This window comes from Citrobacter sp. CtB7.12, assembly GCF_001297795.1.
GTDB classification, from domain to species: Bacteria; Pseudomonadota; Gammaproteobacteria; order Enterobacterales; family Enterobacteriaceae; genus Citrobacter_A; species Citrobacter_A amalonaticus.
On sequence record NZ_LIFT01000003.1, the window covers coordinates 1 to 17,386 of the forward strand.

The 17,386-nt window shown below is 53.8% G+C and carries 18 protein-coding genes and 1 pseudogene; 9 read left to right on the top strand and 10 right to left on the bottom strand.

What is annotated here, in order from left to right:
• Together AOY24_RS04010 and AOY24_RS04015 are read left to right on the top strand one after the other, a co-directional pair.
• Positions 1-1,089 (top strand): autotransporter outer membrane beta-barrel domain-containing protein (locus AOY24_RS04010; protein ID WP_152967192.1); only part of this gene is annotated, 1,089 nt, incomplete at its 5' end.
• A gap of 125 nt (positions 1,090-1,214) precedes the next feature.
• On the top strand, positions 1,215-2,108 hold the full coding sequence (locus AOY24_RS04015; protein ID WP_054176185.1) for a PhzF family isomerase: 894 nt from the start codon (positions 1,215-1,217) through the stop codon (positions 2,106-2,108).
• Between the two features lie 39 nt (positions 2,109-2,147).
• On the opposite strand, the gene nhoA is transcribed toward AOY24_RS04015, so the two are convergent.
• The gene (gene nhoA, locus AOY24_RS04020) at positions 2,148-2,993 is read right to left on the bottom strand and encodes an N-hydroxyarylamine O-acetyltransferase (protein WP_054176186.1); all 846 of its coding nucleotides are present in this window, start codon (positions 2,991-2,993) and stop codon (positions 2,148-2,150) included.
• 136 nt (positions 2,994-3,129) lie between these two features.
• On the opposite strand from nhoA, the gene AOY24_RS04025 reads away from it, so the two are divergent.
• Positions 3,130-3,699 (top strand): flavin reductase family protein, encoded by a 570-nt coding sequence (locus AOY24_RS04025; RefSeq protein WP_054176187.1) that lies wholly within the window; start codon positions 3,130-3,132, stop codon positions 3,697-3,699.
• On the opposite strand, the gene AOY24_RS04030 is transcribed toward AOY24_RS04025, so the two are convergent.
• Positions 3,700-4,455, bottom strand: a complete 756-nt coding sequence (locus AOY24_RS04030; RefSeq protein ID WP_054176188.1) for a DeoR/GlpR family DNA-binding transcription regulator — start codon at positions 4,453-4,455, stop codon at positions 3,700-3,702.
• Positions 4,456-4,603: 148 nt separating this feature from the next.
• Between AOY24_RS04030 and AOY24_RS04035 the strand changes: the two genes are divergently transcribed.
• Positions 4,604-4,969: a DUF4406 domain-containing protein gene (locus AOY24_RS04035; RefSeq protein ID WP_043000668.1), complete on the top strand. Its 366-nt coding sequence runs from the start codon at positions 4,604-4,606 to the stop codon at positions 4,967-4,969.
• A gap of 124 nt (positions 4,970-5,093) precedes the next feature.
• Here the strand turns inward: AOY24_RS04035 and pptA are convergent, their stop codons facing one another.
• From pptA to AOY24_RS04050, 3 genes and pseudogenes are all read right to left on the bottom strand, one after another.
• Positions 5,094-5,321: a tautomerase PptA gene (gene pptA, locus AOY24_RS04040; protein WP_054176189.1), complete on the bottom strand. Its 228-nt coding sequence runs from the start codon at positions 5,319-5,321 to the stop codon at positions 5,094-5,096.
• Between the two features lie 64 nt (positions 5,322-5,385).
• A pseudogene (locus AOY24_RS23470) lies at positions 5,386-5,688 on the bottom strand (substrate-binding domain-containing protein); the annotation flags it as partial.
• 28 nt (positions 5,689-5,716) lie between these two features.
• On the bottom strand, positions 5,717-6,334 hold the full coding sequence (locus AOY24_RS04050) for a glutathione S-transferase family protein (RefSeq protein ID WP_044328487.1): 618 nt from the start codon (positions 6,332-6,334) through the stop codon (positions 5,717-5,719).
• A 402-nt stretch (positions 6,335-6,736) separates the two neighbouring features.
• On the opposite strand from AOY24_RS04050, the gene AOY24_RS04055 reads away from it, so the two are divergent.
• Both AOY24_RS04055 and ansP read left to right on the top strand, forming a co-directional pair.
• A complete protein-coding gene (locus AOY24_RS04055; protein ID WP_044267068.1) occupies positions 6,737-8,278 on the top strand; it encodes a PAS domain-containing methyl-accepting chemotaxis protein in 1,542 nt (513 codons plus the stop codon).
• Positions 8,279-8,506: 228 nt separating this feature from the next.
• Entirely contained in the window at positions 8,507-9,949 is a 1,443-nt protein-coding gene (ansP, locus tag AOY24_RS04060; protein ID WP_044267069.1) for an L-asparagine permease, read from the top strand.
• 35 nt (positions 9,950-9,984) lie between these two features.
• Here ansP and AOY24_RS04065 read toward each other — a convergent pair whose 3' ends face one another.
• The gene (locus tag AOY24_RS04065; RefSeq protein WP_043000662.1) at positions 9,985-11,046 is read right to left on the bottom strand and encodes a YncE family protein; all 1,062 of its coding nucleotides are present in this window, start codon (positions 11,044-11,046) and stop codon (positions 9,985-9,987) included.
• A gap of 263 nt (positions 11,047-11,309) precedes the next feature.
• Between AOY24_RS04065 and pqqU the strand changes: the two genes are divergently transcribed.
• Positions 11,310-13,430: a TonB-dependent receptor PqqU gene (pqqU, locus tag AOY24_RS04070; protein ID WP_054176190.1), complete on the top strand. Its 2,121-nt coding sequence runs from the start codon at positions 11,310-11,312 to the stop codon at positions 13,428-13,430.
• Between the two features lie 56 nt (positions 13,431-13,486).
• Here the strand turns inward: pqqU and AOY24_RS04075 are convergent, their stop codons facing one another.
• The 3 genes from AOY24_RS04075 to AOY24_RS04085 all read right to left on the bottom strand — a co-directional run bounded on the left by AOY24_RS04075 (position 13,487) and on the right by AOY24_RS04085 (position 16,059).
• Positions 13,487-14,152: a GntR family transcriptional regulator gene (locus AOY24_RS04075; protein ID WP_054176191.1), complete on the bottom strand. Its 666-nt coding sequence runs from the start codon at positions 14,150-14,152 to the stop codon at positions 13,487-13,489.
• A 236-nt stretch (positions 14,153-14,388) separates the two neighbouring features.
• Complete coding sequence (locus AOY24_RS04080; protein WP_044327435.1) at positions 14,389-15,426, bottom strand: NADP-dependent oxidoreductase; 1,038 nt, start codon at positions 15,424-15,426, stop codon at positions 14,389-14,391.
• Between the two features lie 57 nt (positions 15,427-15,483).
• A complete protein-coding gene (locus AOY24_RS04085) occupies positions 15,484-16,059 on the bottom strand; it encodes an XRE family transcriptional regulator (protein ID WP_044327434.1) in 576 nt (191 codons plus the stop codon).
• Positions 16,060-16,096: 37 nt separating this feature from the next.
• Here AOY24_RS04085 and mddA point away from each other — a divergent pair, with 37 nt between their 5' ends.
• Together mddA and AOY24_RS04095 are read left to right on the top strand one after the other, a co-directional pair.
• Complete coding sequence (gene mddA / locus AOY24_RS04090) at positions 16,097-16,615, top strand: L-methionine sulfoximine/L-methionine sulfone acetyltransferase (protein WP_043000657.1); 519 nt, start codon at positions 16,097-16,099, stop codon at positions 16,613-16,615.
• Entirely contained in the window at positions 16,612-17,061 is a 450-nt protein-coding gene (locus tag AOY24_RS04095; protein ID WP_054176192.1) for a DMT family transporter, read from the top strand. Before mddA ends, AOY24_RS04095 begins: the two co-directional genes overlap by 4 nt.
• A 90-nt stretch (positions 17,062-17,151) precedes the next feature.
• Here AOY24_RS04095 and AOY24_RS04100 read toward each other — a convergent pair whose 3' ends face one another.
• On the bottom strand, positions 17,152-17,385 hold the full coding sequence (locus AOY24_RS04100; protein WP_054176193.1) for a YdcY family protein: 234 nt from the start codon (positions 17,383-17,385) through the stop codon (positions 17,152-17,154).
• Between the last annotated feature and the right edge of the window lies 1 nt (position 17,386).

Sequence of the window (17,386 nt, forward strand, 5' to 3'; positions counted from 1 at the left end):
GGTGAAGGCGAGAATAATAAAAACTGGTATCTGAGCAGCGCCCTGTCTCCGGTTACTCCGCTGGATCCTCTGAATCCTACCGATCCGCAGCCGCCAGCTCCGACGCCGCGCGAACACGCGGTGCGTCCGGAAGCCGGTCTGTACGGCATGAACCTGCAGGCGGCGAACACGCTGTTCAATACCCGTTTGCAGGATCGTCTGGGCGAAACGCATTACGTGGACGCGCTGACCGGCGAAGAAGCCGTCACCAGTATGTGGCTGCGTAACGTGGGCGGTCATACCCGTCAGAAAGACAGCAGTGGTCAACTGGATATGCAGGCCAACCGTTATGTCATGCAACTGGGCGGCGACATTGCGCAGTGGTCTTCGGACAACACTGACCGCTACCATCTGGGCCTGATGGCCGGTTATGCCAACCAGAAAGCGCGCGCCGAAAACCAGCGTAACGGTAACCGGGCCGACAGCCGCATCAGTGGTTACAGCGTTGGTTTGTACGGCACCTGGCTGCAGGACAACGCGACGCATGAAGGCGCGTATGTCGATAGCTGGGCGCAGTACAGCTGGTTTGATAACACCGTTTCTGGTCGTGATGTCGAATCTGAAGAGTATGATTCTAAGGGCTTCACCGCCTCTGTCGAATCCGGCTACACCTGGAAACTGGCCGAACTCAGCGAGCGTAACGCGCTGTATATTCAGCCAAAAGCCCAGATCACCTGGATGGGCGTGAAGGCAGATGAGCACAAAGAAGTTAACGGTACCCGCGTTGAAGGTAACGGCGATGGCAACCTCCAGACCCGCGTCGGCGTCCGTCTGTTCGGCAAGGGCCACAACACACTGGACGACGGCAAAGACCACACCTTCCAGCCGTTTGTCGAAGCCAACTGGATCCACAACAGCAAAGACTTTGGCGTCGCAATGAACGGTGAAAATGTGAATCTGAAAGGCGCCCGCAATATCGGCGAACTGAAAGCCGGGGTTGAAGGTCAGTTGACGAAGAACGTCGCCCTGTGGGGCAACGTCGCTCAGCAGGTTGGTAACAACGGCTACAGCGATACCTCTGCAATGGTGGGGATTAAAGCCTCCTTCTGATAATAAAACACCCGGCTCATGTAAATGCCTGCCGGGTTTTATTCTTTCACACGCCGGATTGACAGATGCATCGCTATCCGGCCTTTTCCACGTTATGATGCTTCCCTCACTCAGGGAGAACGCTAATGAAACCACAGGTTTACCACGTTGATGCTTTCACCAGAACCCCCTTTCGCGGCAATTCCGCAGGTGTCGTCCTGAATGCTGATGGCCTCAGCGAAACACAGATGCAACTGATTGCCCGCGAACTACGCCACTCCGAAACCGCATTCCTGCTGCGAAGCGATGACAGCGATGTCCGCATTCGCTACTTTACGCCAACCGTAGAAGTGCCGATTTGCGGGCACGCCACCGTTGCGGCGCATTATGTCCGCGCCACGGTGCTGGGACTGGGCAACACCACAGTCTGGCAAACCTCGCTGGCGGGTCGACACCGGGTGGCAATCCGTCATGATGACGGTGATTACCGTATTTCGCTGGAACAAGGCACGCCAACCTTTGAAGCGCCGATTGAAGGTGACATCCGCGCGGCTATTCTTCGTGCGCTGCACCTGAATGAAAGCGATATGCTGCCGGGCTTGCCGATTCAGGTGGCGTCGACAGGCCATTCTAAAGTGATGATTCCGCTTAAGCCTGAAGTCGATATCGATGCCCTCGCTCCCGATCTTTCTGCGCTTTGTACCATCAGTCAGCAAATTGGCTGCAATGGCTTTTTCCCATTCCAGATCCGTCCGGACAAAAATGAGACTGACGGGCGCATGTTCTCACCGGCAATTGGTATTGTTGAAGATCCGGTGACCGGCAATGCCAATGGCCCGATGGGTGCCTGGCTGGTGCATCACGGTTTACTGGAACACGACGGGAAATCGCTGCAGGTAAAAGGACATCAGGGACGGGCATTGGGTCGCGATGGCACCGTTGAAATTAACGTGACGATTCAGAATAACCAGCCGGAAAAAGTCACCATCACGGGTAACGCGGTGATTCTGTTTCACGCTGAATGGGCGATAGATTTTTAAAATTATGCCCGGTAAGCGCCTGCGCCTACCGGGTTTTCATTATTTTCCCGCTTCGGGATGCGTATCAAACGCCGCCATCACCCTGGCAAGCTCAGTTTCCGTAAAACCATGCTTCGCATCTGTCACTCCCAGACCAAAACGTTCCTGTAGCAGCGAGTACAATGAAGCGACATCCGGTAAATTGCGCTGTTCTGCCACTCTGTCACCTTCGTAATGCGTGAAATGGAAGTTAGTGAGGGTCAATTTTCCCCTGTCCGGCAAATGACGACACATCAGCAGATGATGACGAAAATGCGATTGCGGCCAGTGCGCAGACCAAAAGTTGCCCATCACATAATCACTTTGCTGCTGCACCACCCGATCAAAACGGTACATCGATTGCCAGCGATCGTGATGACAAAACTGCAGGATCCAGTCGTCCCCCTCCTGCTGCAAACGGTATTCTCCATGTGGCGTCTTCTGGATAATGTCCGCTTGCAGACGAATGGGGGCAGTAAGCGTCTGACCACCAAATCCCACATCGGCGATCCACGATTCGCCATCCAGTTCAACCAGCAGCAGACGGTGAGTTCGCGGTGGCAGGCTCGGAGGATTAGCCAGCACCACACGTCCCAACAGGCTACGCACGGTAAATCCCAGTTCGCGCAGAACGCGCTCAAATACGCCATTTTGCTCAAAGCAATAGCCGCCGCGACGTGCGGTAATCAGTTTCTCTTCCAGCGACCTGTCATCAAGGTGCATTTCTCGCGGTAACAGCACGTCGAGATTTTCAAACGGGATAGTACAGTTATGCTGCAAATGTAGCGCCCGAAGCGTCTCAATATTGACTTCGGCACGCCCTGACCAGTTCAGACGAGCAAAATAAGCATTCAGGATCGGTGTCATCAGATTTCCTGTCGTGGGCCTTAAATCGTTATCCGAGTATAAACGATGAGCCAAAGAGTGAGGCAGGTGTTATTCGGCGCTTGGCGCAACGTCAGTTTTCAATAATACTGAGAAAAACCCTTTGCGAGACAATTCTATGAGTCGATTTCGTCCTGTCGAATTACGCCACGCCAGTCGTCTGCTCAATCATGGTCCCACGATACTTATCACCAGCCGCGATGAGGTCAGCAACCGGCGCAATATCATGGCCGCCGCATGGTCGATGCCCGTTGAGTTTGATCCGCCTCGTCTCGCCATTGTGGTCGATAAAACGGCCTGGTCGCGGGAATTAATTGAGCGCAGCGGCCTGTTCGGTATTGTCATTCCCGGTGTTGCCGCCACTAACTGGACATACGCCGTTGGCAGCGTTTCCGGGCGCGATGAAGACAAATTCAACTGTTACGGCATTCCGGTGGTCAAAGGCCCCGTACTGGGACTGCCGGTCGTCGAAGAAAAATGTCTGGCATGGATGGAATGCCGCCTCCTCCCCGCCACCGCTGCGCAGGAGAAATACGATACCTTATTCGGTGAAGTGGTTTCTGCCGCCGCCGATGAACGGGTGTTTGTCGAAGGCCGCTGGCAGTTCGATGACGACAAACTCAACACCCTGCATCATCTTGGCGCTGGTACATTTGTCACCAGCGGCAAACGCGTGACGGCGGGCTAACTACGCCCTCACCACCGTGATCCCCTTCGCGTTCATCGCGCGGATCCAGCTTTCGTCGGTATTCTCTTCCACGACGACCGTATTAATCAGCGATACGTCGCCAATGGCAAAGGGAGACGCGGTGCTGATCTTCTCCGGTGACGCCAGGACGATAGTTTCTGCGGCTCTGGCGGAAAATGCACGTTTGATGCACGCTTCTTCGTAATCTCCCGTGGTTAACCCCGCTTCCGGGTGAATCCCCGTCACGCCCATGAAAAAGAGATCGGCCTGAATGTTACGCATTCCTTCAACCGTCGCCGCGCCTACCGTGACAATGGAGTGCTTATACACGCGGCCACCGATGAGGATGATCTCGATAAGCGGATGATTGACCAGCCCTAATGCGATGCCCGGACTGTGGGTCACCACGGTAATGTTTAAATCTTCCGGCAGACAGGCGATCAGTTCTGTTGTTGTCGTCCCACCATCAATGATTACCACCTGACCGGGGGAAATCAGCGTAGCCCCTTTTTGCGCCACGCGCTTTTTGGCGTCGGTTTTCAATGACTTTCGTTCAAGAAAAGGCGCCGTCGCACCAGACGATGGCAGCGCCCCGCCGTGTACACGCTGCAGAAATCCTTCCGCGGCAAGTTCACGTAAATCGCGGCGGATCGTGTCTTCGGAAACCGCGAACCGGTTACTGAGCGCCTTCGATAACACCTGACCTTCGGCGGCCAGCAGTTCAAGGATCAATTTCTTTCGCTGATCGGTAAGCATAGGGTTATTCCTGAATGTGCACGATTGATCTTGATCGTACACGAATTTGCTGTTTATGATACGTACTCTACAAATACAACGGCCTTCAGGCAACTAAAACGTGCAGAAATGTGCATTTCTGCCTACGACAACAAAGAGTGAGGATATCATGACAGCACAACTCATTTTAATCGCCGGCCCTTATCGCAGCGGTACCGACGGAAACCAGGCACTGATCGACGCCAACCTTCATCGTCTCGAAGCCGCTGCACTGGAGGTATACCAACGCGGACACATTCCGCTGATTGGCGAATGGCTCGCGTTGCCGCTGGCAAAGGCGGCAGGTTCCATGTCGTTAGATGATGAGATCAGCGAAGCGATGCTCTACCCGGTCGCCCACCGACTCATTACCCGCTGTGACGCGATTTACCGGATTGCAGGGGCATCTAAAGGTGCCGACATGGATATCGAGGTCGCCCGCCAGCATGGACTGACAATTTATACCTCAGTCAATGACATTCCACAGAACGGATGAAAGGTAGACAACAGGTAAAAAGGAGCGAGCCGCCTGGAGAAAGGGATAAATTTGAGTTCTGGTTCAATGTCGTCACGCGATAACCCGATGCGGCCCGGTCACCCTTCGTGACCGGGCATTTGTATTACATGCTGTAGCCTGGCTTTTTAATCAGTACGTCCATTTGCGGTCCAATCTCGCGCTCCCAGACGCCCTGCCACTGATCCTCCGAAACTTCAGTCAGCGCCACGCTCACTGAGCGCTCCTTGCTTTTCAGATGACGGATGATCACCTCAGTTATATCATTGGCCAGCGCCGCTTTTTGTTCATCATTCAGGTCGCGCGGAAAACATTTAATATCAACGTGTGGCATAGCAGGTTCCTTATTGTCAGTGTGACGTTAACGCTAGCACACTCGACAACATGCATGTGTCGGTTTATGCGGATTCACGCTCGATCAGGTGAAAACCGATATCGATAATGGCCTCTTCCACTGCCGCTTGTTCAATGCGATTCGCCAGCAGCGTGGCGGCGCGCTGACCAATGGCGCGGCGGTCGACGCTGTCGGTGGTGATCGACGGGCGATTGCTGGCGGCAAAATCGAGGTCGCCAAAACCGATGACGGCCAAATCCTGCGGAATACGTCATCCACGGCTTTCCGCTTCCATCATTGCCCCCTGCGCCAGGGTATCGGAACTGCAGACAATCACGTCAAATTCCCCTTCGCTGAAGAGTTTAGTGTGCGGTTACCCGCCACTCCCGTTGCTTTCAGAGGATCCCATTGTTTTTCAACACCTGACGTAATTCTGCCCGCTGACACACGGCGTCCGCTATTGCGCTGATATTCGGCGTATTATCCTGAAACCAGTCATGCCCCGGCCCCCAGGTGCGCATCACGCACAGATAACAGTCGAGCAGCGTTAACTGTTCGCCGAAGGCATACGGTTCCGCGCTGAGCCGATCGTTGAGCCAGAGATAGAGTGATTTACGGTATTCAATACAGTTCTTTTTCAACTGTGCGGGCGCATCAGGCGCCCAGCGTTCCGGGTAGTCGGCATACGTAAATGTCGGATAGATATTGGCCACCAGCCAGACCAACAGACGCTGAAACTGCTGACGCTCGCTGCGTCCGATGGGCGGTGCCAGATCGGGGCGACGATCGAGGACCATCAGCGCGATGGCGGCTGTTTCACTCATTACCTCACCATTTTCAAGCGTTAGCGTCGGTACCTGACACAGCGGATTGATTTTTTGCAACAGATCTCGCTGTGGCCCTTCGCTGTCAAAGCCACTGACATCGACAAAACGATACGGAATATCCGCCAGGGTAAGCATTAATTCGCTGATCGCTGACCCCCACCCAGGCGCGCCATAAACCTTTATCATACTGCCTCCTGCAGGTTAAAACTCTAAGTGTAGAGTAACCTGCATTTCTGGCATGGCTTTCTCACCGTTCTTCCCGTCTGCCCCCTACGAAAATTAATAGGTCTGTAAAACTTATGATGTTAACCGTAATTGCACAATCATATTGTCTTTTTGTCATTTTTTTATCGGTCAGGTTTTACTTAAGGGAGCACGCCTACCTTCACAGGTTACGCAGATGTATTTATTTTTCATTTTAATGACATCACAGTTTAATTAAAGCCTGTAAATTTCATTTTAAATACTTTCGCCATTCTTATGTTTAGTAGAGAATGCAGCATTCTAAATACATCAATCTTTATTATCCGTCAGCCCAGGCTGACGGACTTTTGTGTTTATTCCGCACAGCATCACCAGGAGTCTTTCATGAGAAGTAACATCCCTGTTACACAGAAAGAGTATTTACTTAACGAGAAAACGACGCTGTTATCGACAACGAATACGCAAAGCCATATTACCTATGCGAATTCAGCGTTTATCGACGCCAGCGGATTTGGCGAAAATCAACTGATGGGCGAGCCGCACAATATCATCCGTCACCCGGATATGCCGCCTGCTGCATTTGCCGATATGTGGTTTACCCTGCAACAGGGCGACAGCTGGACCGGCATGGTCAAGAACCGCCGTCATAACGGCGATCATTACTGGGTTCGCGCCAACGTCACCCCCGTCTGGCATAACGAACAATTAACCGGATACATCTCGGTACGCACCGTTCCCGCGCGACAGGAAATTGAGCAAAGCGAGCAGCTTTATCACAAGATAAATAATAACAATTTCAAGGGGCATCGTTTATTTAAGGGAATTATTATCCGTCGTGGCGTACTGGCTTGTTTGTCGGCATTTAAATGGTTGTCCATCCGTCAACGTGTCAATTATGCTATCGGTATCAGTCTGTTTCTCGCCTTGGGTATTATTTTCTTAGCCATTAATCCGCTTATTCAGGCAGGCGCATTTACCCTCTTATTTTTGCTGCTGGCTATTTACCTTAAGTATCAAATTTGTCATCCGGTTAAACAGATCCTGGCCCAGATGCAGAAAGTGGTCGCCGGGCGAAAGCCCGACAGCATTCATTTAAATCGTGTCGATGAACTGGGGATGATGATGCGTCTGGTTAATCAGGCCGGATTAAATCTGAATTCACTGGTGGATGATGTGAGTACGCAAATTGCCGGGATTCAGGAAATCAGCAAGCGCGTCAGTCAGGAAGGCACGGCGTTGCATAAGCGTTCCGAAGAGACCTCGGCCAATCTACAACAAACCGCGGCAGCCATTGAAGAGATTGGCAGCGCAGTACAGCAAACGGCGGATACCGCCGCACAAACCATGACGATGGCGGACAGAACCAGCGCTAACGCCAGCGAAGGGGGCGATTTTATGAAGCAGACGATCGGCATGATGCAGTCGATTTCCCGTGATAACGGGCAGATCGTCGACATCATTGGCGTGATCGACAGTATTGCTTTCCAGACCAATATCCTCGCGCTTAACGCAGCGGTCGAAGCCGCGCGCGCCGGTGAGTCCGGACGTGGGTTTGCGGTCGTTGCCGCCGAGGTGCGGAATCTGGCGCAACACTCCGCGTCAGCAGCCAAAGAGATTACCTCGCTGATTGAGAAGAACGTCGCCAACGTCAATGCCGGCGTGAGCATGGTTGAGCAGACGGAAACCCATCTGACCGGGATGATCGAGGACGTGTTCCAGATGTCGACCATGATCAGAGAAATTGGCCTTGCGACGCGTGAACAAACCCAGGCGCTGGAACTGATCAACGATTCGATCTCCCGCATCGGCACCATGACCGATAACAACGCCGCGATGGTGGAAAGCGTCAGGGATGCCGCCGGCAGTCTTTCCAGGCGCTCCTCACGCCTGCAACAGGCGGTGAGCGTCTTCGGCACCTCCGCCTAATCCCCCTCCCGTTCTGCCTGTTCAGAGCGGGATTCCACTTCAGTTTTGGTTGATTATTACGCAATCTGATCATTTTAAATGGACTATTTTGCACCGTTTATTATTTGCAGGTAGGATGCTCCGCCGGTGGTGTTATCCCTACCCAGAATGACGGGAAGCATCACCGGCGTCGCGCCGGGGAGTTGCGGCAAAAGGTTCGATTTATCAGACAGGTAAACAGGTAACGTAATGAATACACAAGAAACAACGGTGTCGGAGCAGCACGCGGCGAAACGACGCTGGTTGAATGCCCATGAAGAGGGGTATCACAAAGCAATGGGCAACCGTCAGGTCCAGATGATCGCCATCGGCGGCGCCATTGGGACCGGGTTATTTTTGGGCGCCGGTGCGCGCCTGCAAATGGCAGGCCCCGCGCTGGCGCTGGTCTATCTGGTCTGCGGGATCTTTTCATTCTTTATTTTGCGCGCATTGGGCGAACTGGTTTTACACCGCCCTTCCAGCGGCAGTTTCGTGTCGTATGCCCGTGAATTTCTCGGTGAGAAAGCCGCCTACGTCGCGGGATGGATGTACTTCATCAACTGGGCAATGACGGGTATCGTCGATATCACCGCCGTCGCGCTGTATATGCATTACTGGGGGGCGTTTGGTGATGTTCCGCAGTGGGTTTTCGCCCTTGGCGCGCTGGCGATCGTCGGCACCATGAACATGATTGGCGTGAAGTGGTTTGCGGAGATGGAGTTCTGGTTTGCACTGGTCAAAGTGCTGGCCATTGTGCTCTTTCTGGTGGTCGGGACGATTTTCCTCGGCTCGGGTAAACCGCTGGACGGTAACGCCACCGGTTTTCATCTGATTACCGATAACGGCGGATTCTTCCCCCACGGCCTGCTGCCGGCGCTGGTGCTGGTACAAGGGGTGGTCTTTGCCTTTGCGTCTATCGAACTGGTGGGAACCGCCGCCGGTGAATGTAAAGATCCGCAGACGATGGTGCCTAAAGCCATCAACAGCGTGATCTGGCGTATCGGCCTGTTCTACGTCGGTTCTGTGGTACTGCTGGTGCTGCTGTTGCCATGGAACGCCTATCAGGCGGGACAAAGCCCGTTTGTGACTTTCTTCTCGAAGCTCGGCGTGCCTTACATTGGCAGCATTATGAACATCGTCGTGCTGACTGCCGCCCTCTCCAGCCTGAACTCCGGCCTCTATTGCACCGGGCGCATTTTGCGTTCGATGGCGATGGGCGGATCTGCGCCAAAATTCATGAGTAAGATGAGTCGTCAGCATGTGCCCTACGCGGGAATTCTGGCGACGCTGGCGGTGTACGTTGTTGGAGTTTTTCTCAACTATCTGGTGCCATCGCAGGTCTTCGAAATCGTGCTGAACTTTGCGTCACTGGGGATCATCGCTTCATGGGGCTTTATTGTGGTCTGCCAGCTGCGTCTGCGTCAGGCAATCAAAGAAGGAAAAGCCGCCGATGTCAGCTTCAAACTACCTGGTGCGCCGTTTACCTCGTGGTTAACGCTGCTGTTCCTGTTGAGCGTGCTGGTCCTGATGGCCTTCGATTATCCGAACGGGACATGGACCATTGCTTCCCTGCCGCTGATTGCCATCCTGCTGGTCGCCGGTTGGTACGGCGTGCGTAAGCGAGTGGCGGAAATACACCGCAGCGCGCCATAAACAACAAGGCCTGCACACGGTGCAGGCCTTTAACTTTACAGGGCGATGCGAATCACATCATCCGGTTCAGTGGCTTCTTTCTCACGCGTAGATTTCTGCTTCACGCTTACGTACAGCGTTTTGCCATCGGCGGACAGCGCCAGGCTGTTCGGGAAGGTTGGCGTATCAAACGTTTTCACCACGTTGTAACTCTTCGCGTCAATCACGCTCACTTTACCCGCCTGACGGTGCGTGACGTACACTTCGTTACGCGTTGGGTTGAACAGAACGGCCAGCGACTCCGGCGCCGCGACTTTCGCCAGCACGTTGCCGTTGCGGGTATCGACAACCACCACTTCAGCCGCTTTTGAGTCGGTCACAAATGCGCGATGACCTGCTGTATCAAGGCTCAGGTTGATGAAGAAGTGCTCTTTGCCATCCTCCAACAGTTTTTTACGGCTGAGGATCTTGTTGGTGGCAGTATCGATAGTAATGAATTCGCCATCGGCATTGGTGGTGTACAGACGTTTCGCCTGGCTGTCGATCGCCAGGCCCGCGCCCATTTTACCGGTATTCTGGATCGTCTCTTTCAGCGCAATTTTTTCGCCATCCACCACCCAAATCACGCTCTCTTTACCGAGACCGCTGATATAGACCGTATTGGTCGCTTCATCGACAACCAGCTCACGCGGCTGCAGCGGACGTACCTCTTCTGAGCGCTTACGGGCGTCGAGAACCAGTCGCCCTTTCACTTCACTCGTTTTCGCATCAATGGCCGTCACCGCACTGTTGACCGTGTTGCCAAACCACAGCGTCTGGGTCGCATTATTGATGGTGGCTCCAAACGGTTTGAGATCGTTGTGGATAACCTGCGTGACGTCCAGCGTCACCGGATCAAGACGATAGACGATACCGCCCTTGTCCAGTTTGCGGCTTTGCGAGGTCGCCAGCCACAGGGCGTTTTCCTGCTGGCTGAAGGCCATTTCGTAGGCGCCTTTGCCCACACCTTTACGCAGCAGGTCTTCTGCAGCCTGAGCGCTGAATGAAGAAGCAACCAGCAGTGAACCTAACAGCAATGAACCCCGCAGACGCGGTGAGAACAGATGACGAAAATGCATGACGACTCCCTTTGATAAATAGCTATTTTGCTGCTTCACATCGCTTCAACGAGCAACATCCTGGTATTGCTCTTGTTTATAGATGGGAATGGTAATCATTATTCATGTGAATGTGGAGCATTTATTCGCATTCTGGCTACAATCTTCTTAATTTCCTCATTAATTTTTAACGCATCGTGCCGTTAAAATTTTCAAATATTTACAAATCCATTAACATAGAGCTTACATACCTCTGGGTACGTTCAATTTAACTGGCCTTTTTCATGAATATTATTTCCACACGACATATCGCAGTACCCGCACTTTTTCTCCCGCTTGTGTTCTCATCGTCGGTTATGGCAGATGAGGCTGGCGATGACCAGACAATGATCGTCAGCGCTTCACCCCAGGCGATATCAGAACTGGATACCCCTGCTGCCGTCAGCGTCGTTGACGGTGAAGATATGCGTCTGGCCGCGCCGCGCATCAACCTGTCGGAATCACTGACCCGCGTGCCGGGACTTCAGGTGCAAAACCGGCAAAACTATGCGCAGGATTTGCAGATCTCGATGCGTGGGTTCGGCTCCCGATCCACCTATGGGATCCGCGGCATTCGTCTGTATGTGGACGGCATTCCGGCGACGATGCCGGACGGTCAGGGGCAGACATCGAACATTGATCTCAGCAGCGTACAGAACGTTGAAGTGCTGCGCGGTCCCTTCTCTGCGCTATACGGTAATGCTTCCGGCGGCGTGATGAATGTCACGACCCAAACCGGTCAACAGCCGCCGACGATAGAAGCGAGCAGCTATTACGGTAGTTTCGGGAGCTGGCGTTATGGGTTGAAAGCCACGGGCGCGATGGGTGATGGTACTCAGGCGGGCGACGTGGATTACACGGTCTCCACTACCCGTTTCACCACCCACGGCTATCGCGATCGCAGCGGCGCGCAAAAAAATCTGGTCAACGCAAAACTGGGCGTACGTATCGATGACGCCAGCAAGCTGAGTCTGATTTTCAATAGCGTCGATATTAAAGCCGACGATCCGGGTGGTCTGACTGAAGCGGAATGGCGGGCGGATCCCCAACAATCCCCCCGCGCTGAACAATACAACACGCGCAAAACCATCAAGCAGACCCAGGCCGGATTGCGTTATGAACGCCAGCTCAGCGCGCAGGATGACATGAGCATCATGATGTACGCCGGAGAGCGCGAAACCACGCAGTATCAGTCGATACCTATGGCGCCACAGCGTCGCCCCTCTCATGCGGGCGGCGTGATCGCTTTGCAGCGCCATTACCAGGGTATCGACAGTCGCTGGACGCATCGCGGTGAACTGGGCGTCCCCGTAACCTTCACCACCGGTTTGAACTACGAAAACATGAGCGAAAACCGCAAAGGCTATAACAACTATCGACTGAACAATGGCGTACCGGAGTACGGTCAGAAAGGCGATCTGCGCCGCGATGAACGTAACCTGATGTGGAACGTGGATCCCTATCTGCAAACCCAGTGGCAACTGACCGACAAACTCTCGCTGGATGCTGGCGTGCGCTACAGTTCGGTGTGGTTCGATTCCAACGATCATTACGTTACGCCAGGCAATGGCGATGACAGCGGTGACGCCAGTTACCATCAGTGGTTACCTGCCGGTTCGCTGAAATACGCCTTAACCGACGCCTGGAACGTCTATCTCGCTGCGGGCCGGGGCTTCGAAACGCCGACCATCAACGAGCTTTCTTACCGTGCAGACGGGCAAAGCGGGATGAATTTTGGTCTCAAACCCTCAACCAACGATACGGTGGAAATCGGCAGCAAAACCCGGATCGGCGATGGATTGCTGACGGCGGCGCTTTTCCAGACCGATACCGACGATGAACTGGTGGTTGATTCCAGTAGCGGCGGACGCACGACCTATAAGAATGCCGGGAAGACGCGCCGCCAGGGTGCGGAGCTCGCCTGGGATCAACGCTTTGCCGGAAACTGGCGGTTCAACGCTTCCTGGACCTGGCTGGATGCCACTTATCGCAGTAACGTGTGTCGCGACCAGAACTGCAATGGCAACCGAATGCCCGGCATCGCGCGGAACATGGGGTTTGCTTCGCTGGGCTACGTGCCTGATGAAGGTTGGTACGCAGGAGCCGAAGCGCGCTATATGGGCGATATCATGGCTGACGATGAGAACACCGCCAAAGCCCCGTCTTATACTGTTGTCGGCCTGAATACCGGCTATAAATTCACCGTCAGCAGCCTGACGGTGGACGTGTTCGGTCGTGTCGATAATCTGTTCGACAAAGAGTATGTCGGCTCAGTTATCGTGAATGAATCGAATGGCCGTTACTACGAACCGGCGCCAGGACGAAACTACGGTGTAGGTGTCAATCTGGCCTGGCGTTTTGAGTAAAATCGATTATTCATAACGTACTAGCGGGGATATTCCCCGCTATATTTAAGCCAGGCTTAATGATGGTGCTGTTGTTTAATTATCGCTACATTTTTATTGATAAGGTCAATTAAACAATGACGGCTGGCGTCTTTATTTCCCGCCGCCATCGCATTCAGTAATTCCTGATAATGCCCGACGTTGTGTTGATAAGCGTCATGCTTCGCCCTGTCATAGAGAAAATGCAGACTCGGCCCCATGCGTACCCAAAGCTGTTCGATCATTTCGACCAGGGTGGGCATATTCGCAAACTGATAGATTTTGAAGCGCAGCGCCCGGTTTGCCAGCAGGCGATCCTCGACCGTACCGCTCTCGTGTGCCAGCTGATAGTCCGCCAGAAGCGCTTGCAGAATCTCCATCCGCTCCGCCGTCACCTGGCTCGTCGCCGTCATTACCGCCATGCCTTCAAGCTCGCAGCGGATGTGTATGATTTCGCTAAACCGCGTCATTGTAATATCCGGAACCATAAAGGCTTGTGCAGGCGCGATAGCCAATGCGTTTGCGGAGACCAGGCGTAATAGCGCTTCCCGAACCGGGGTGATACTGATCCCCAGCTCCTGCGCGATATTTTTAGTGATTAGCCTGGTGCCAGGACGTAATGCGCCAATGCTTAATTTGTCTTTTAGCCCTCTTTCAACTTGCGTGGTCAAACTTATATGTTGCGTTTTTTCCATACCAGGCATTCTTTTTCTTCACCTCATAACATAGCCAATCGCAATTAAGCTAAATCGCCTAATTGATATAAATATCGCCTGGTTTAAAAAATGTGAAACGTAATGAATAGCAATTTACCCGCGTTTTATTAACAACGCCGACAGATTATTCGTCGGTTACGCGGTGATATATACCCTAAATAATTAAAGCTGGAATTTAAAAATTTGCCCATTTTTTTATGGCGGCTCTCGCCGCCAGGTATGGTTTACGCGTCGTCGGCGAGGCGTATCACTACTTTACCAAAGTTTTTACCGGTCAACAGGCCGATAAAGGTTTGCGGCGCGTTCTCCAGTCCGTCGGTAACCTGCTCACGATAATGGATTTTCCCCTCTTTCACCCAGCGTCCCATCTCCTGCTGGAATTCGTGAAGACGATGTCCGTAATCCTGACCGATGATAAAGCCCTGCATACGGATCCGTTTTTTCAGCAGGGTCGCCATCAGCAGCGGCAGTCTGTCAGGCCCAGCCGGTAAGTTTGTCGCGTTATAACCGCTGACCAGACCACAAAGAGGAATTCGCGCCGAGGTGTTCAGTAACGGCAGCACGGCATCAAACACTTTCCCGCCCACGTTTTCGTAGTAGACATCAATGCCTTGCGGGCAGGCTTTCGCCAGTTGTTCAGCAAAATCGCTGGCATGATGGTCCAGACAGAGATCGAAGCCCAGCACCTCGGTAGCATGACGGCATTTTTCCGCTCCGCCAGCCACGCCCACCACGCGACAGCCCTTCAGTTTCCCAATTTGTCCAACCGTGGCGCCGACAGGCCCCGTGGCGGCCGCTACGACCAGTGTCTCGCCCGCTTTTGGCTGGCCGATGTCCAGTAATCCCATATAGGCGGTGAATCCAGGCATCCCCAGCACGCCGAGCGCCCACGACGGATTTTCAGGATTGTCTCCAAGCTTCACCAGTCCCGTGCCGTCGGAAATATCGTAATCCTGCCAGCCGCTGTAACTCAGCACCCATTCACCCGGTTTATAATCGGGGTGATTTGACGCCACCACACGACTGACGGTGCCGCCCACCATCACTCCGCCAATCTCCACCGGCGGCGAGTATGACGGCTCATCGCTCATGCGCCCACGCATATACGGATCGAGCGACAGATAAACAGTGCGCAGTAAAACCTGGCCTTCGCCAGGGGTGGCGACATCGTCCTCTTCCAGACGGAAATTCTCTGCCACCGGTGCGCCATGGGGTCGGGATGCTAATACCCAGCGACGGTTACGGTGTGTTTGTTGAGCCATGATGTTCTCCTCTGCTTTTAGCATGAATCCATCAATAGTAGCAGGCCGCGGCGGTCATTAACTCCCGGCCTGGTTTAAGCGCACAACGAGGTAAACACAGGGTTGCGTTGTCTCATTGATAAAACGACAGTCATTCGGCGGCCCCAGTTCCAGGCAGTCACCCGCCTTCATCTCGTGGCGCGTGTCACCTTCCATAAACACCAGTTCGCCCTGCTGCAGCCAGATCAGTTGCCGGGCCTGAACATACGATGAGGCAGGCATCGGGATATCGCTGCCCGCCGGCAATTCAATTTGCACCAGATCGATCGGCAAATCGCTGCGCGGCGACACATGGCGGCGCAGATAGTGGCTTTGCGGGTCGCGCCAGACGGGCTGATCGGCGAAACGGGACAGTTTGCCCTCCTGCATTTCAGCACGGGCAATCAGCGTGGACATACTGATGCCAAACGCCCCGGAGAGCCTGCCAAGCAGCGTCGCCGTTGGACTGCTTTCACCGCGTTCAATTTTGTGGATCATCGCGCGCGACACACCCGCCCGTTCAGCCAGATCGGTTAGCGACCAGCTGCGGGATTCACGTTCAAGGCGAATTCTTGCGCTGATCCGTTGATTTATGCTGTCTTCAATAGTATTCATATCGTAATACTATAGTGTACAACCCCTGAGGTTCAACATGTCTATTCGATTCGCCAGCAAAGAGGACTGCGCCGCCATCGCAGAGATCTATAACCATGCGGTGCTGCACACGGCGGCCATCTGGAACGACCAGACGGTCGATACCGATAACCGCATCGCATGGTATGAGGCACGACAGGCGCTGGGTTATCCGGTACTGGTGAGCGTGGAAGGTGACGTTGTCACGGGATATGCCTCCTTTGGGGACTGGCGTAACTTTGATGGCTTCCGCCATACCGTCGAACATTCGGTTTATGTCCATCCGGATCATCAGGGAAAAGGGCTGGGACGCCAGTTACTGAGCCGGTTAATCGAGGAAGCTCGCCGCTGTGGTAAACATGTGATGGTTGCCGGTATCGAATCGCAAAACCACGCCTCATTGCATTTACATGAAACGCTCGGGTTTAACACCACAGCGCAGATGCCGCAGGTAGGCACCAAATTTGGTCGCTGGCTGGATCTGACCTTTATGCAGTTGCAGCTTGACGATCGCCACGAACCGGACGCGCACGGATGAACCAGTCGCTCACCCTCACCTTTCTGATCGCCGCTGGTATCGGCCTGGTGGTGCAAAACACTCTGATGGTGCGGATTACGCAGACCTCATCAACCATCCTGATCGCCATGTTGCTGAACTCGCTGGTCGGAATTGTGCTGTTTGTCAGCATTCTGTGGTTCAAACAGGGAATGGCGGGATTTGGTGAACTGGCCGCCAGCGTGTGCTGGTGGACGCTGATTCCGGGTCTGCTGGGCTCTTTTTTCGTTTTCGCCAGCATTAGCGGCTATCAGCATGTGGGGGCTGCGACCACGATTGCGGTGCTGGTCGCCAGCCAGCTCATTGGCGGTCTCGTACTGGATATTTTGCGCAGCCATGGCGTCCCGCTCAGAGCCTTGATCGGCCCGGTCTGCGGCGCTGTGATGCTGGTGGTCGGCGCCTGGCTGGTGGCGAGACGCCAGTTTTAATGCCTGAGGACGCTACGCTTATCAGACCTACACATTTCCATCGCCATAGGCCAAGTCAGCGCAGCGTCATCCGGCACTACAGAGACTCAATCAAAGGATCATGCCGCCTTTCGTGAGTTGTTCGCGACGCGCTTCCATATCCTCCTTATGCTGACGACCGTGATGCGCAATTGCGGTTCTTAGCCGCTGCTGCTGCGTGTAGCGATCGTCACGGCTTAACTGCGCATCATCGCTCAGGGCTATCAGCAGTTCATTCATATAGGTAATGACGCCCTCATCAATAGCGGCATCGACACGGGCGCTGACCTCATCCAGGTGCGACATA